13 protein-coding genes and 2 tRNA genes are annotated in these 13,946 nt (G+C 75.2%); 5 read left to right on the forward strand and 10 right to left on the reverse strand.

The features are described 5' to 3' along the window. The first annotated feature begins 1 nt into the window (after window position 1). Window positions 2-592 (forward strand): glycosyltransferase, encoded by a 591-nt coding sequence (locus ACPYN7_RS12985; RefSeq protein ID WP_058875324.1) that lies wholly within the window; start codon window positions 2-4, stop codon window positions 590-592. Between the two features lie 13 nt (window positions 593-605). Here the strand turns inward: ACPYN7_RS12985 and ACPYN7_RS12990 are convergent, their stop codons facing one another. The 4 genes from ACPYN7_RS12990 to ACPYN7_RS13005 form a co-directional block, all read right to left on the reverse strand. Then, entirely contained in the window at window positions 606-926 is a 321-nt protein-coding gene (locus ACPYN7_RS12990; RefSeq protein ID WP_424347922.1) for a hypothetical protein, read from the reverse strand. A gap of 59 nt (window positions 927-985) precedes the next feature. Beyond that, on the reverse strand, window positions 986-1,450 hold the full coding sequence (locus ACPYN7_RS12995; protein WP_368826000.1) for a hypothetical protein: 465 nt from the start codon (window positions 1,448-1,450) through the stop codon (window positions 986-988). A gap of 122 nt (window positions 1,451-1,572) precedes the next feature. Further along, complete coding sequence (locus ACPYN7_RS13000; protein ID WP_424347923.1) at window positions 1,573-2,556, reverse strand: NAD(P)H-quinone oxidoreductase; 984 nt, start codon at window positions 2,554-2,556, stop codon at window positions 1,573-1,575. Between the two features lie 169 nt (window positions 2,557-2,725). Further along, window positions 2,726-4,162, reverse strand: coding sequence for a cryptochrome/photolyase family protein (locus ACPYN7_RS13005; RefSeq protein ID WP_424347924.1), 1,437 nt, complete (start codon window positions 4,160-4,162; stop codon window positions 2,726-2,728). A 95-nt stretch (window positions 4,163-4,257) separates the two neighbouring features. Here ACPYN7_RS13005 and ACPYN7_RS13010 point away from each other — a divergent pair. After that, a tRNA-Ser gene (locus ACPYN7_RS13010) sits at window positions 4,258-4,345 on the forward strand. A 67-nt stretch (window positions 4,346-4,412) separates the two neighbouring features. Here ACPYN7_RS13010 and ACPYN7_RS13015 read toward each other — a convergent pair. After that, window positions 4,413-6,377 carry an FAD/NAD(P)-binding protein gene (locus tag ACPYN7_RS13015; RefSeq protein WP_424347925.1) on the reverse strand — a complete coding sequence of 655 codons (1,965 nt, stop codon included), beginning with the start codon at window positions 6,375-6,377 and terminating at the stop codon, window positions 4,413-4,415. A 64-nt stretch (window positions 6,378-6,441) separates the two neighbouring features. Between ACPYN7_RS13015 and ACPYN7_RS13020 the strand changes: the two genes are divergently transcribed. Further along, window positions 6,442-8,559 (forward strand): prolyl oligopeptidase family serine peptidase, encoded by a 2,118-nt coding sequence (locus ACPYN7_RS13020; protein ID WP_058875319.1) that lies wholly within the window; start codon window positions 6,442-6,444, stop codon window positions 8,557-8,559. Window positions 8,560-8,572: 13 nt separating this feature from the next. Here the strand turns inward: ACPYN7_RS13020 and ACPYN7_RS13025 are convergent, their stop codons facing one another. Then, window positions 8,573-8,983 carry a phage holin family protein gene (locus ACPYN7_RS13025; protein ID WP_058875318.1) on the reverse strand — a complete coding sequence of 137 codons (411 nt, stop codon included), beginning with the start codon at window positions 8,981-8,983 and terminating at the stop codon, window positions 8,573-8,575. A 12-nt stretch (window positions 8,984-8,995) separates the two neighbouring features. Beyond that, on the reverse strand, window positions 8,996-9,385 hold the full coding sequence (locus ACPYN7_RS13030; RefSeq protein WP_424347926.1) for a spore germination protein GerW family protein: 390 nt from the start codon (window positions 9,383-9,385) through the stop codon (window positions 8,996-8,998). A 244-nt stretch (window positions 9,386-9,629) separates the two neighbouring features. Between ACPYN7_RS13030 and ACPYN7_RS13035 the strand changes: the two genes are divergently transcribed. Next, the gene (locus ACPYN7_RS13035) at window positions 9,630-10,916 is read left to right on the forward strand and encodes a hypothetical protein (RefSeq protein ID WP_424347927.1); all 1,287 of its coding nucleotides are present in this window, start codon (window positions 9,630-9,632) and stop codon (window positions 10,914-10,916) included. Between the two features lie 68 nt (window positions 10,917-10,984). Here the strand turns inward: ACPYN7_RS13035 and ACPYN7_RS13040 are convergent. The 3 genes from ACPYN7_RS13040 to ACPYN7_RS13050 all read right to left on the reverse strand — a co-directional run bounded on the left by ACPYN7_RS13040 (window position 10,985) and on the right by ACPYN7_RS13050 (window position 12,370). Continuing rightward, a tRNA-Ser gene (locus ACPYN7_RS13040) sits at window positions 10,985-11,073 on the reverse strand. Between the two features lie 62 nt (window positions 11,074-11,135). Then, the gene (locus ACPYN7_RS13045; protein ID WP_424347928.1) at window positions 11,136-12,242 is read right to left on the reverse strand and encodes a glycosyltransferase; all 1,107 of its coding nucleotides are present in this window, start codon (window positions 12,240-12,242) and stop codon (window positions 11,136-11,138) included. 5 nt (window positions 12,243-12,247) lie between these two features. Continuing rightward, a complete protein-coding gene (locus ACPYN7_RS13050; RefSeq protein ID WP_269433324.1) occupies window positions 12,248-12,370 on the reverse strand; it encodes a hypothetical protein in 123 nt (40 codons plus the stop codon). Between the two features lie 108 nt (window positions 12,371-12,478). Here ACPYN7_RS13050 and ACPYN7_RS13055 point away from each other — a divergent pair, with 108 nt between their 5' ends. Then, a complete protein-coding gene (locus tag ACPYN7_RS13055; protein WP_058875315.1) occupies window positions 12,479-13,936 on the forward strand; it encodes a lipopolysaccharide biosynthesis protein in 1,458 nt (485 codons plus the stop codon). The last annotated feature ends 10 nt before the right edge of the window (window positions 13,937-13,946 follow it).

The raw sequence follows: 13,946 nt of genomic DNA on the forward strand, positions 1-13,946 counted from the left end.
CATGATCGCCGCGATCATTCCCGCCCACGACGAGGCGGCGCGCGTCCAGCACGCGGTCACCTCCCTCCACCGCCAGACCCGTCCGCCGGAGCGCATCCTCGTGATGTCGGACGACTCCACCGACGCCACCGTCGAGGTCGCGCTGGACGCCGGCGCCGAGGTCCTGCTCACCGTGGACAACCGCCTCCACCGGGCCGGGGCGCTGAACCAGGCCCTGGCCACCGTCCGGATGGACGCGGACGACCTGGTGCTGGTCCTCGAGCCGGGGGTCCGGCTGCCACCGGGCTTCCTGGCCCGCGCCCTGGCGGCCCTCCAGGACCGCAACGTGGGAGCCGTCTCCGCCCGGCCCACCGCCGTCGGCGGCACCGCCGCCCTGATCCGGCGGCAGGCGCTCGAGGACGTCCACCGCTCCTTCGGCCGCTACTGCGACGAGGGCCCCGTGACCGGCCAGATGCGTCTCGCCCTGGACCTCGAGGCGGTCGGCTGGCGCCTCGGCCCGCCCGTGGAGGCCGAGGAGGACGTGCCGGCCCCGGCCGAGCGCGTCGCCCCCCTGCCGGTGGCGCTCGTCGGGGCGGAGCCGGCGGCCGCGTGAGCCGCCGGGCCGCTCAGTCGCGGACGGTGCGGCCCACGACGACGGCCGCCGCGCCCGCCAGGACCGTGGTGGTCAGGCACCCGATCGGGATCGGCAGGCAGCACCCGCCCACCGTGACGTCCGTGCCCCGGCGGGTCCGGGTGGACCAGCCGGGGAAGGGCAGCATCCGGAAGCCGGAGCGGTGCCCCGACGTCCCGCCCCGGCGGCCGGGAAGGTCGTAGCCGGGTCCGAAGCGGCCGGGGCCCCCGCGGCCGGGACGGCCGAGGGGCGAGCGGGACCAGCGGGCGTCGAACTCGTCGTCGGCCGCGCGGTAGTCGAAACCGGAAGCGTTCATGCCGCCCATCAAACCATCAGCAGGCTGTCGGGTCCACCCTGCCGCGGGCGGGGGCGGGCTCAGCCGCGCTGCAGCAGCTCCCCGGCGCGCTCCACGTGCTCCCGCACCGCCTCGGCCCGGCGGACGACCGCGTCCAGCCGGTGGGCCGCGCTCTCGTCGTCGGCGCGCATGAACCGGGCCATGGTGAGGGCCTCCGCGGCCTGGGCCATCGCGTTGCCGGCCCGGGAGAGCTCACGGTGGACGTCGTTGAGGTAGCCGCCCGGGGAGGCCGGGATGTCGTAGCTGCGGCTCGGCGCCGTGCGCTGCGCCGCGGCGCACACGGCCCGCACCTCCGGGAGCAGATCGGCGAGCGCGTTGGCAGTGGGCACCACGGACTGCGCGAGCGACTTGTCGGGGAGGCTCTCGAGGATCTGGTGGAAGCGGTCCAGACCCCGGCGGAACCGGTCGTGGGCGCGGCGCCACACGCCCAGCCCGAGCTCGGCCTCGTCACGGCGAGCGGCGCGGTAGTCGCGCAGGAATGCCACGGGCGGTCCTTTCAGCAGGGGACGGTCCATCCTACGGCGCGGCGGCCCGCCTCCCGCGCGCACGCGGCGGGGGCGGGGCGCCACGACGGCGGGCCGGCGCCGGCGCGGGCCCGCCGGTCCGCTCACGGCACGAGCAGGACCTTGCCGATGTGCGTGCCGGAGTCGAAGTACTCGTGGGCCTGCGCGACCTCGGCCAGGGGGAAGGTGCGGTCGACGACCGGGCGGACGGCCCCGGACTCGACGTGCGGCCACACGTGCTCGTGCACGGCGGCCATGATCCGGGTCTTCTCCGCGACGGGCCGCGGGCGCAGCGTGGTGCCGATCACGGCGGCACGCTTGGCCATGAGCTTGCCGAGGTCCAGCTCCCCCGTCCGCCCGCCCTGGGTGGCGATGACCACGATCCGCCCGCTGGTGGCCAGCGCGTCCAGGTTGCGCCCGAGGTAGGACCCGCCCACGACGTCGAGCACGATGTCGGCGCCGCGTCCGTCCGTGAGCTCCCGCACGCGCTCGACGAAGTCCTCCTGCCGGTAGTCGATCGTCTCCGCGCCGAGCCGCCGTGCGGCGTCGGCCTTCTCCGGACCGCCGACCGTGGTCAGCACCCGCAGCCCGAGCGCCCGGCACATCTGGACGGCGTTGGTGCCGATGCCGCCCGTGCCCCCGTGCACCAGGACCGTCTCGCCCTCGCGGGCGGCGGCGGCCATGAAGACGTTGGAGAACACCGTGGCGCACACCTCCGGCAGCCCGGCCGCGGCCACCAGGTCCACCCCGGCGGGCGCGGGCAGGACCTGGCCGGCCGGGACCACGACCTCCTCGGCGTAGCCGCCGGAGTCCAGCAGGGCCACGACCTCGTCCCCGGGCGAGAAGCCGGCTCCGGCCGGCACCGCGGGACCGAGCTCCTGCACCGTGCCCGAGACCTCGAGGCCGAAGACGTCCGAGGCGCCGGGCGGGACCGGGTACCTGCCTTGCCGCTGCATGACGTCGGCCCGGTTGATCCCGGCGGCGCGGACCCGGATCCGCACGCCGTCGGGCGTGAGCTCCGGGGCGGGGACCTCGGTGACGGCCAGGACCTCCGGTCCGCCGGGGGTGGTCTCGAGCACTGCGCGCATGGTGGGGCCTTCCGGTCGGGGTCGACGTGCGCTCCCATTGTGGCCCGGGGCGGGGTCCGGTCACCCGGCGTCGGCCCGTGGCGAACAGCGGCCCGCGGCGCTCGGCGGATCCAGGTGCTCAGCCGATCAGAGTCCTCGGCGGCCCCCGGTGCTCAGCGGATCGAGGTGCTCAGCGGATCGAGGCGTAGGCGTCCAGGGCCCGGCCGCGGCTGGCCGGCAGATCCACGACCGGCGCGGGGTAACCGACCGAGGGGCCGAGCAGGCCGGGCTCGTGCGGGTCCACGCCCTCGTCACCGGCCAGCTCGGGGACCCAGCGGCGGATGTAGCGGGCCTCGGGGTCGAACTTCCGGCCCTGGGTCAGCGGGTTGAAGATGCGGAAGAACGGGCTCGCGTCCGCGCCGGAGCCGGCGACCCACTGCCAGTTCCCCGGCCCGCACGCGGGCTCGGCGTCCACGAGCATCTCCCAGAACCACTGCTCCCCGGCCCGCCAGTCGACCAGCAGGTTCTTGGTGAGCAGGGATCCGGCGACCATCCGGACCCGGTTGTGCATCCAGCCCGTGGCCCGCAGCTGCCGCATGCCCGCGTCCACGAGCGGGAAGCCGGTGCGTCCCTCCTGCCAGGCGCGGACGTCGGCGGCGGCCTCCGCCGGGTCCCGCCACGGGAACGCGTCGAAGGCCGGGCGGACGTGGCGCACGTGCAGGTCCGGCACCTGGTGGAGCAGGTGCCAGTTGAACTCCCGCCAGCCCAGCTCGGCCAGGAACCGCTCCAGTCCCGGGCTGCTCCCCTGCTCGGCGCGGTGCCGGACGGCCGCGTCCCACACCGCGAAGGGGCTGATCTCGCCCCACCGCAGGTGCGGGGAGAGCCGGCTCGTGCCGTCCCGGTCAGGCCGGTCGTGGCCCTCGGCGTAGTCCTCGACACGGTCCAGGAAGTCGTCCAGCCGCTCCCACGCGGTGGCCTCCCCGGGGGTCCACGCCGCGTCCAGGCCGGCCGCGCGCTCGGGGGACGGCTGCAGGCCCCAGTCGTCCTGGTCCTCGGGGCCGGCGGCGGACACGGCCTCCGCGTCCGCGCCCCGGCCCGCGCCGGGGGCGGGCAGGGGCTGCCGGATCTCCAGGGTCCGGAGGGCCTTCCAGAACGGGGTGAACACCTTGTACGGGCCCCCGGCCCCGGTGCGCAGGGTCCACGGCTCGTGCAGCAGCGCGGCCTGGAACGAGTGCGCCTCCACCCCGTGCTCGGCGCACCACTGCTTGACCCCGGCGTCCACGGCGAGCTCGGGCCCGCCGTAGCGGCGGTTCCAGGTGATCCCGCCGGCTCCCGTGCGCCCGAGGACCTCGGGGAGCACGTGCTCCGCCGGGCCGCGGCGCAGCACGAGGGGGATGCCCAGCTCGCGGAGGGACTCCCGCAGGGACCGCAGCGACCCGTCCAGCCACCACCTCGCGGCCGCGCCGAGGGGCCGGACCCCCTCGGAGGCCTCGTCCAGGACGTAGAGGGCCAGGACCGAGCCCCGCCGGCACGCGGCGTCGAGGGCGGGGTGGTCCGTGACGCGCAGATCGTCCCGGAACCACACGATCGTCGTCGTCCCGCGGGCGGGGCTCTCGGGTGCGTCCACGCGCTCACCCTACCCGGGCTTTGGCGGCGTTCCGGGCGCCGTGGAAGAATGGGCTGCGCGCTCCGCCGCCCCCGTCCGGGGCCGGCCGGGCACGGGGAAGGTTGTCCGAGCGGCCTAAGGAGCCGGTCTTGAAAACCGGTGTGCGGTGACCCCGTACCAAGGGTTCAAATCCCTTACCTTCCGCCCCGCACGAGGCCCCCGCCGCACCCGCCGGCGGGGGCCTCCGCGCGTCCCGGCCCGGGACCGCCGATCAGGCCGCGGCGGGGTGCGCGTCCAGCACCGCCTCGGCGATGCGGTCGGCGTCCGCCAGGGTCCGGGCGCCCAGCTCCGCGGACGCGCCGGCCTCCGCGGCGATCGACACGCCCCACTGGACGGCCGAGAGCTGCAGGCCCAGCACCAGCACGCCGGGCTCCACGCCGCCGTCGACGCGCACGGCCCGGTGCGGAGGTCGGGTGACGTCCAGCCCGGTGCCGGGCACGGTCGCCACGCCGTCCCGGGTCTCCATCGCCCGGACCCGCACCAGGCCCTCCCGGTGCATCGCGGACAGCAGCGGGGAGACGTTGCGCCGCACGTCGTTGGGCGGGGACATGGCCTCCACGAGGTGCTCGGCGCGGAAGGGCTCGTCCTTGACCCAGGGGGAGCTCGCCACGAACCGGCCCTCCTCCTCGTCCACCCGGAACTGCGGGTCCGGGCCGAGGAAGCGCACCACGCCGGCCCGCGCCAGCGCCGCCAGCTGCTGGGTCCGCAGCACCGGCGGCCCGGAGGCGAGGCCCTCCACGAACGGCTCGAACGCGCGCCGCAGCTCGTCGGTCCAGGAGGCGTCGCCGATCCCGATGTCCGCGAGCACGGCCTTGAGCACGGTCCGGGCGGCGTTGAGGGAGGCGACCGCCATCTGCAGCGGGTCGTCCTCACCGGCCAGGGCACCGTGCACGTCCCGGTCCAGGTGGTGCACCACGGCCGCCGCGTACTCGTCGTGGGAGGCGAAGCTGAGCCCCTCGAAGGGGCGGGCGAGCCGGATGGCGTTGAGCTGCCGGCCCGGGACCACGGCGGACGCGATGAGCCGTTCGGCCCGGGACGTCCACGGCCCCTCGGGGTGGTCGTCCCCGGTGCCGAGCACGGCGTCGAAGCGCGCCAGGAACTGCCGCGGGTCGGTCTCGAAGGCGTCCGGGGCGGTCCGCGCCAGGACGGTGTAGTAGTTCCACTGGGCGTCCTTGCGGATCAGCGGATAGAGGTCCGTCTCGAAGGACAGCGGTCCCTCCGTGCGCGCCGCGAGCGCCCGCACGGCATCGAGCGTGAAGAACCGGGTGACCAGGGAGGACGCGTAGTAGCCCTCGAGCACCGCCTTGGAGCGGTACGGGGCGCCGCGCCGGGAGCCGGCCACGATCACGGGCTCCCGCCCGGACGGGTGGTAGACGTAGCGCTCCCCCTCCTGGGTGTAGATCCCGCCGCGGCCCTCGGTCACCTGGGCCAGGACGTCGCAGAAGTTCAGCCCCATCCCGCGCACCAGGACCGTCTCCCCGGCCGGCAGGTCGTCCCAGTGCACGTCGGCGGGCACGGCCGGCGGCCAGTAGGTCAGTCCGAACTCCGCGGCGCCGTCCACCAGCTCCTGCTGGTCCGGGCGCAGATCGGCGTCGAGGTGGCCGAGGGCGAGCACCACGGCGTCGGCCGGCAGGTTCTGCCCGCCGCTGATCTCCACGTCGTAGCGGTGCCGCGCGTGCTCGCGCACGTGCACGCCCACGGCCTCCGCCCGGTGCACGGTCAGCTGGACCGGGCCCGGGAGCGCGTCCTGCAGGGCGCGGAAGATCCAGGCGAGGTAGACGCCGTACATCCGCCGGGAGGGGTAGGACTGCGGCGTCATCCGGGTGAGGTGCGCGGCGTCGTCGGGGTCCACGGCGATCTCCCCGGACACGGCGGCGAGGCGCCAGTGCTCGAAGCTCATGTTCCGCAGCGGCTCGAGCGGATCCACGGGCAGCACGCCGTCGTCGGCGATCACCGTGGGGTACACCGAGGGCGTGTTCATGAGGTACAGCGGGGACTGGTTCGTCCGCCACACGTGCCCCGGGCCGGGCGGGAAGGGGTCCACGACGTCGACGCGGACCCGGGTGCCCGAGGCCGCCGCGCGCGCCGCGAGCCGCTCCACCACCGACAGCCCGCGGGGGCCCGCCCCGATCACCGTGACCCGCCGTTCGCTGCCTGCCCTGCCCGTTGCGCTCATGACCCTCAGGGTATCGACCCGCGCGGTGGGCCACGGGCACGGGCCTGCGCCTACGATGGCGGTCATGACCGAGACCGCGCAGACCGCCGCCCGCCCGACCGCCGAGCAGCCGCACGACGAGAACCTGTGGCTCGAGGAGATCACGGGGGCCGCGCCCCTGGAGTGGGTCGCGGAGCAGAACGCGCGCACCCTGGCGGCGCTCGAGAGCCCGCGGCTGCGGCGCCTCGAGGCCGACGTGCTCGCGGTCATGGACTCGACCGAGCGGATCCCCATGGTCTCCAAGCACGGGCCGCACTACTACAACTTCTGGCGCGACGCCGAGCACCCGCGCGGCGTCTTCCGCCGCACCACGTGGGAGTCCTGGCTCGGCGAGGACACCCGGTGGGAGGTCCTGCTCGACGTCGACGCGCTGGCCGCCGAGGAGGGCGTCGACTGGGTCTGGGGCGGGGCCCGGCTGCTGCGCCCGCAGTACACCGGCGGGCAGCACCGGCGGGCGCTCCTGAGCCTCTCCCCCGACGGCGGCGACGCGAAGCGGGTGCGCGAGTTCGACCTCGAGGAGCGCCGGTTCGTGCCCGGCGGCTTCGACGTCCCCACGGCGAAGTCCTCCGTGACGTGGGTGGACGCCGACACCCTGCACGTGGGCACCGACTTCGGCCCCGGGTCGATGACCACGTCCTCCTATCCCCGCACGGTCCGCGTCCTGCGCCGCGGACAGGACCTGGCCGAGGCCCGGCAGGCGTTCGAGGTGGCCGAGGACCACGTCCAGGCGGTGCTCGTGCGCGACCACACCCCGGGCTTCGTCCGGGACGTGGCCGTGGACGTGGTGGACTTCTTCTCCTCCCGCACCTACCTGCTGCGGGACGGCGGGCCCGTGCACGTCGACGTCCCCGACTCGGTGACGGTGGACCTGCACCGGCAGTGGCTGCTGCTGCGCCCGCAGGAGGAGCTCGAGCTGGACGGGACCGTGCACCCGGCCGGATCGCTGCTGGCGGCGGAGCTCGAGGCGTTCCTGGCCGGGGACCGGTCCGTGGCCGCCGTCTTCGTCCCGGACGAGCGCACCTCCCTGCAGTCCTGGTCCTGGACGGCCGACCGGCTGATCCTCGGCCTGCTGCAGGACGTCTCCTCGGTGGTGCGGGTCGCCGAGCCGGGCCCGTGGACCTCGACCGAGCTGCCCGGGGCGCCGGCGCTGCACAGCGTGGACGCCTACGCCGTCGACGACGAGGACCCGGAGGCGGGCAACGACTACTGGCTCGTGGCCACGGGCTTCCTCACCCCCACCACCGTGTCCCGCGGGACCCTCCCGGCCGGCGGCGGGGCGGGGGCGCCGCCGCGCACGGCGCGGACCGCACCGGCGTTCTTCGACGCGGCCGGGCTCTCGGTCGAGCAGCACTTCGCGGTCTCCGCGGACGGCACCCGGGTTCCCTACTTCCAGGTGGGCCCCTCGGACCCGGTCCTCGACGGGGGCAACCCGACTCTGCTCTCCGGCTACGGGGGCTTCGAGGTCTCCCGGACCCCCGCCTACTCCGGGGCCCTCGGCCGGTCCTGGCTGACCCGCACCGACGACGCCGGGCGCTCCGGCGTCTACGTGCTCGCCAACATCCGCGGCGGCGGGGAGTACGGCCCGGCGTGGCACCGTGCCGCCCTGCAGGGGAACCGGCACCGGGCGTACGAGGACTTCGCGGCCGTCGCGGCGGACCTGCAGGCCCGCGGGGTGTGCAGGCGGGAGACGCTCGCGTGCTCGGGCGGCTCCAACGGCGGACTGCTCGTGGGGAACATGCTCACCGGGCACCCCGAGCTGTTCGGGGCGGTCTCCTGCGGGGTGCCCCTGCTGGACATGCGCCGCTACACGAAGCTCTCGGCCGGCTACTCCTGGATCGCGGAGTACGGCGACCCGGACGACCCCGAGCAGTGGGAGTCCGTGCGCACCTTCTCGCCGTACCACCTGCTGGAGGAGGGGCGGGACTACCCGCCCGTCCTGTTCTGGACGGCCACGAGCGACGACCGCGTGGGGCCCGTCCAGGCGCGCAAGGCGGCGGCGCGGATGCTCGGGATGGGCTACGAGGACGTGTGGTTCTACGAGGCCACCGACGGCGGGCACGCGGGCGCGGGCGACAACAAGCAGGCGGCCCGCCTGCACGCGCTCTCCCACGAGTTCCTGTGGACGGCGCTGCACCGGGGCTGAGCCCCGGCGCGGGTCAGCGCTTCTCGCGCTCGGGGACGAGCCAGCCCATCAGGAGGGAGACCACCCCGATGATCAGGGTGGCGAGCACCGCCGTCCAGAGGAAGGAGTCGAGCTCGAGCCGCAGCGGCGTGAACGAGCTCAGCCAGGACGTCAGCCACAGCATCGCCGCGTTGACCACGATGGCGAACAGCCCCAGCGTCAGGCACGTGATCGGCAGGGACAGGATGCTCAGCACGGGCCGCACGACCGCGTTCACGACGCCGAAGACCAGGCCGACGAACAGGTAGGCCAGGACCGACGCCGCGGTCTCGCCCCCGACGGCCGAGACGACGGAGGGGTCCGCGGCGATGCCCATCCCGGGCAGGATCCAGGCGGCCACCCAGATGGCGAGCGCGTTGACGAGGACACGGAGCAGGAACGACATGGCCCCATCCTCTCAGGAGCCGCGGGTGACGGCGGCCCAGCCCACCACCGTGATCGCGCCGCACAGCGCCAGGCCCAGCGTGAGGGCGATCCGCTCCGCGTGGACGGCGGGCCGCCACGTGACGCCGTCCCCCCGGACCACGTAGACCCCGGCGGGCTCGGCGCGCACGCCGTAGCCCACCCCCGAGCCGCTCCCCGAGCTGTCCTTCTCCTCGCCGGAGCCACCGCCGCCGCCGCCCCAGCCCCGGACGCGGGCGACGGGGACGACCGTGCTGCCGCCCACCTCGTAGGCCTCGCCGAAGACCCGGCGCACCGTCACGGCGTCGACGGCCTGCTCGAGGACGGAGCGGTCCGTGGTCCCGGCCCGCCAGGCGGGGACGGCGCGGTGCTGCTGCTCGGACATGGTGTTCCCCCTGGGCTCGGACGCCGGCGGCTCCGTCGGCGGCTCCGTCGACGGCTCTGACCGCCAGCCTAGGACGCCACCGGGCGGGGGTGCGAGGGGTGCGGGCGGATGACGCGGCGCGGCCGCTCCGGCGGCCTCCGGGGCACGTGCCGTCCGGCCGCCGCGGTGCCCTGGACCGGCCGGACGACCAGGCGTACGGTCGAGGTGAACGGCGCGCTCGCCGTGCGCCGGGCGGGAGGCACCCATGCCGGACGGACTGACCGACTTCCCGCTGCTCGACGCCCTCGCCGGACGCCGTGCCCGACGTTTCGGGCTGGGCATGGAGATCCCGTCCGGTCCGCTCGCCCACCGTTCCGGGTCCGAGCCGCTGGGCCTGTCGGAGCGCGAGCGCGCGATCCTCGTGGCCGCCGGGACCGGGGTCACCGGCTGGTCCTTCGGGGTGCCCTTCGGCCCCGACCGCCCCGAGGAGCACGCCCACTACACGCAGCGGTTCACGGGCCGCACGGCACCGACCGCCGCGGGCATCGGGACGCCGGTGCTGTTCACCACCGACGACTCGGGGACCTACCTCACGAACACCCGTGACCTGCTCCCCGACCACCCGCGACCGGCCGGTGGAACCCGCGACGAGGCCCTGGAGGCCATGGCCGACGTGGTCCGGGCCCACACGGTGCAGCTGTCGGACCGCCGCCTCGACCTCCCCGCGGCCCCGCCGCACATGCTGGAGCCGAACACCTGGATGGCGAACGCCCCCGGCTCGACCCTGTTCATGCCGGTGGGCGACGCCAGTGAGCAGGTGCTCGGCCTCATGGCCATGGCCCTGGCGAACGGCAACGTGCTCGTGGACGACGTGGCCGGCCGCCCGGCCGGTGACCCGGCTCCCTTCATCCGCAGCGGCCTCCTCCAGGAGGACAAGCGCGTCCCGCTGACGGTGCTGCAGCAGATGGCCTACGAGGCCAACGTCGCGGAGCTCGCCTTCATGGGCCACAACATCGTGCTCACGCTGCAGGCCATGGGGCTCGGGGGCCTGTACTACAACGGGCTCAACCGGTGGAGCGTGCTGGGCGCGTTCGGCGAGCGAGGGATCGCCGGGCTCGGTTTCCGCTTCGTGGAGGACCCCCGAGGGGGCCTGCCCAACCCTGTCGGGCTCGACGGCCGGTTCGAGGGCCTGTGCCCGCCGTACGTGTCGGACATGCGCGAGGCGGTGGAGATCTTCGTGGCGCGCAAGTTCGGGCCGGAGGGCGCCTACGACCCCAGCACCCCGGGAGCCTGGGCCGACTCCGAGGCGGTCAAGCGCGGCGTCACGCCCTACTCCGAGGAGTTCGTCGACTGCCTGGGCCAGGTCGCCCAGTACGTCCTCGACACCTGCGGCAGGTTCCCGAACACCTTCACGACCATGGTGCTCACGGGCTACGTCCAGGCCGTGCACCTCGACACCGAGTTCTACGACACGCACTACCGGCCCGGCGCCTACCTCCCGACGCACGCGCACCACCTCGAGACCTGGCACGGGCAGGACGCCGCGCGGTGACCCCGGAACGCGAAACACCCCGGACCGCGGGTCCGGGGTGTTTCCGATGTCCTGGGACATCACGAGCGCGGAGACGGGGGGATTTGAACCCCCGGTCGGGTTCAACCCCGACCCTTCATTAGCAGTGAAGTCCATTCGGCCGCTCTGGCACGTCTCCATCCGTGGCCCACCGCACGGGTGGACAACACGGGCCAGCTTAAGCGAGGACCGGGCACGGGGTCAAAGCCTGCGGCGTCCGCGCCGCCCGGCGACCGTGCCGCGGTAGAGCCGGTCCAGGTCCGCCGCGACCCGCTCGGAGCCGTAGAAGGAGCGGATCTCCTCCGCCATGGCCTCCGGGCCGAGCAGGTCCGGGTCCGCCACGACGTCCAGCACGGCCCGGCCGAAGGCCTCGGGGGTGCGCTCGGCCACGAGCCGCCCGTTGCCCGGGTGGACGAAGTCCCGCTGCCCGCCGAGGGCGCCCATGACCACCGGCCGCCCCGCGGCGAGGGCCTCGGCCGCCGCCACGCAGAAGGTCTCCGAGCGGCTGGGCAGCAGGAACACGTCGGCGGCGGCCAGGCGCCGCTGCACCTCGTCCGGGCCGACGCTGCCCAGCAGCCGCACGCGGTCCCCGATCCCCCGGGCCCGCGCGCGGTCCCGGACGTCCTGCTCGAGCCCGCCGGAGCCGCACCAGGTGAGGCGCACGTCGTGGCCGGCGTCGTGCAGCCAGGCCACGGTGTCGACCGCCAGGAGGGGGTCCTTGATGCCGCGCAGGGCGCCGACCGCGACGAGCTCGAGGGTGCGCGCCCGCGGCGGGGCCGTGACGTGCTCGGCGTGGTCGACCACGTTGCCGATCCGCTCGACCCGCTCCGCCGGCGCGAAGCGGCGCAGCACCTCGCACATCATGGTGCTCACGCCGGTGACGCGGTCCGGGACGCGCAGGATCCGGCGGAGCCCGGCGAGGCGCCGCCACACGGGCCCGTTCTGCTCGGGGGTGAGCACGCCGTTCCAGTGCTCCGTGTGCACCCACGGGCGGCGTCCCGCGAAGGGAAGGCAGACGAGCGCGGCCGAGAAGGGCATGGTGTGCAGGACGTCGGCGCCGGCCAGGTGGCGGCGGACCGCGGCCCACGCCCGCAGCACGGTGGCCGGGTGCAGGGGGTGGAACGGGAGCCGGAGCACCGGCACCCCGTCCCACTGCTCCCGGACGGCCGGCCCGGTGCGCAGCAGCCGCACGTGCAGCACCCGGACGTCGTGGTGGCGGGCGGCGGCGCGCACGTGCCGGGGGACGAACGGCGTCTCGCCGGGCCGCTCCGCCGACGGGTACCAGGTGCTGACGACGAGCACGCGCACGGCGCTCAGCCCCTCCCCGCGCCGGGGCGGCCGGAGGCGTCGCCGGGCGCGGCGCACGCGGCGGTGCGCAGGGAGGTGCCGGAGGGGCTGCCGGACGGGATGCTGGACGGGGCGGGGGCGGCGGTCATGGCACCAGCCTATCGGCGGGGCCGCACCCGGGGAGGTCCCGGGAGGGCGCCGGGGGCGCGGGTAGACTCGGGCCCGATGACCAGCCCCTCCCCCGGGTCGGCCGCCTGATGTCCCGGCTGCGCTCGATCCTCTTCCCGCCGCCCAACCACGCGAACACCGACAACCCCCTGGGGTCGGCGTTCGCGCTGACCGTGGTGGCCGTGTTCGTCCAGGGCCTGTCCCGCTTCGGCTACAGCGTCCTGGTGGGGCGCCTGCTGGGCCAGGAGACCCTGGGCGAGGTCAACCTGACGATCTCGCTGGCCCTGTTCCTCGTCCTGCTGTGGCCCCAGGCCTCGGGCACGGCCGCCTCGAAGTTCATCGCGATGGCCCGCGGCCGCCAGGACCCGGAGGGACAGGCGGCCACGGCCTCCTTCGCCGCGACCAGCGCGGCGGCGGGGATGGCGCTGCTGTCCGTCTCGGCGGTGCTCTACGCCGCGTTCGTGCTCGAGCTCTCCTGGGGCTACGCGGTCTCGGCGGGCCTGCTGGTGCTCGCCCTGTCGGCCTACAACTTCGTGCGCGGGGTCCGCACGGGCAACAACCAGTTCGTGACGACGACGGCGTGGGACACCATCAGCTCGTTCCTCACCCTCACCCTGCTGCTGCTGGTCCTGCTCGCCGGCTGGCACTGGGCGCTGCTGCTGCCCCTGATCACCGGCTACACGGTCTACGCGCTGCCGTCCTGGCCCCGCCGCACCGGGGCCCGCCTCGACCCGGCGCGGCGCCGGGCGATCCTGGTCTTCACCGCCTGGGGGTCGGCCCACATCGTCGCGGCGACCGGCCTGATGCAGCTGTCCCTGGTGATCGGCGACGGCTTCGCCACGAAGGCCGAGGTCGGCCTGTACGCCTCCGCGGTGGCGCTGGCCACCCCCGCCAGCATGCTCTCCGGGGCGATGCTCACGGCCCTGTCCCCCAGCGTGGCCCGGATGTTCTCGGCCGGTGACACGGCGGGGCTCACGGGGCAGGTGGACGTCATCCTGCGGACCATGGTCACCGTGTTCCTCCCGGTGTTCGGGGTGGGCATCCTCTGGGCCGAGCCCGTGCTGCTGATCTTCGGCCAGGAGTACCAGGAGGCGGAGCCCCTCCTGGTGGTCCTGTTCTTCGCGGTCTCCGCCACGAGCTTCAACGCCGCGAACGCCCGGCTCAACGGCACCGAGCCCTGGGGGATCAAGGTGCTGGCGGCCGCCAACGGCCTCGGTCTGGGGCTGGGGGTGCTCACGATGCTCCTGCTGGGCCCGGAGCTGGGCATCATGGCCTCCGCCGTCGGCTACCTCGTGGGCTCGCTGCTGAGCTCGGTCCTGCCGCTGCTGGTGGTCTGGCGCCTCGACCGGATGGCGTGGGGCACGGTGCTGCTGCGGATCGTGGCCGGCTACGCGATGGTCCTGGCCGCCCTGCAGGTGCTGGGCCCGGACTTCCGGGTGCTGCCGGCGCTCGGGGCGACCGCCGTGTTCCTCGCGGTCTGGGCCGGGCTCAGCCTGCGGGACCTGCGGCCGGCCGTGCGCGCCGTGCGCGCCCGGCTGCGCCGCTGAGCCGGCCTCC

Source organism: Kocuria sp. CH-021 (assembly GCF_049716185.1).
Taxonomy (GTDB): Bacteria; Actinomycetota; Actinomycetes; order Actinomycetales; family Micrococcaceae; genus Kocuria; species Kocuria cellulosilytica.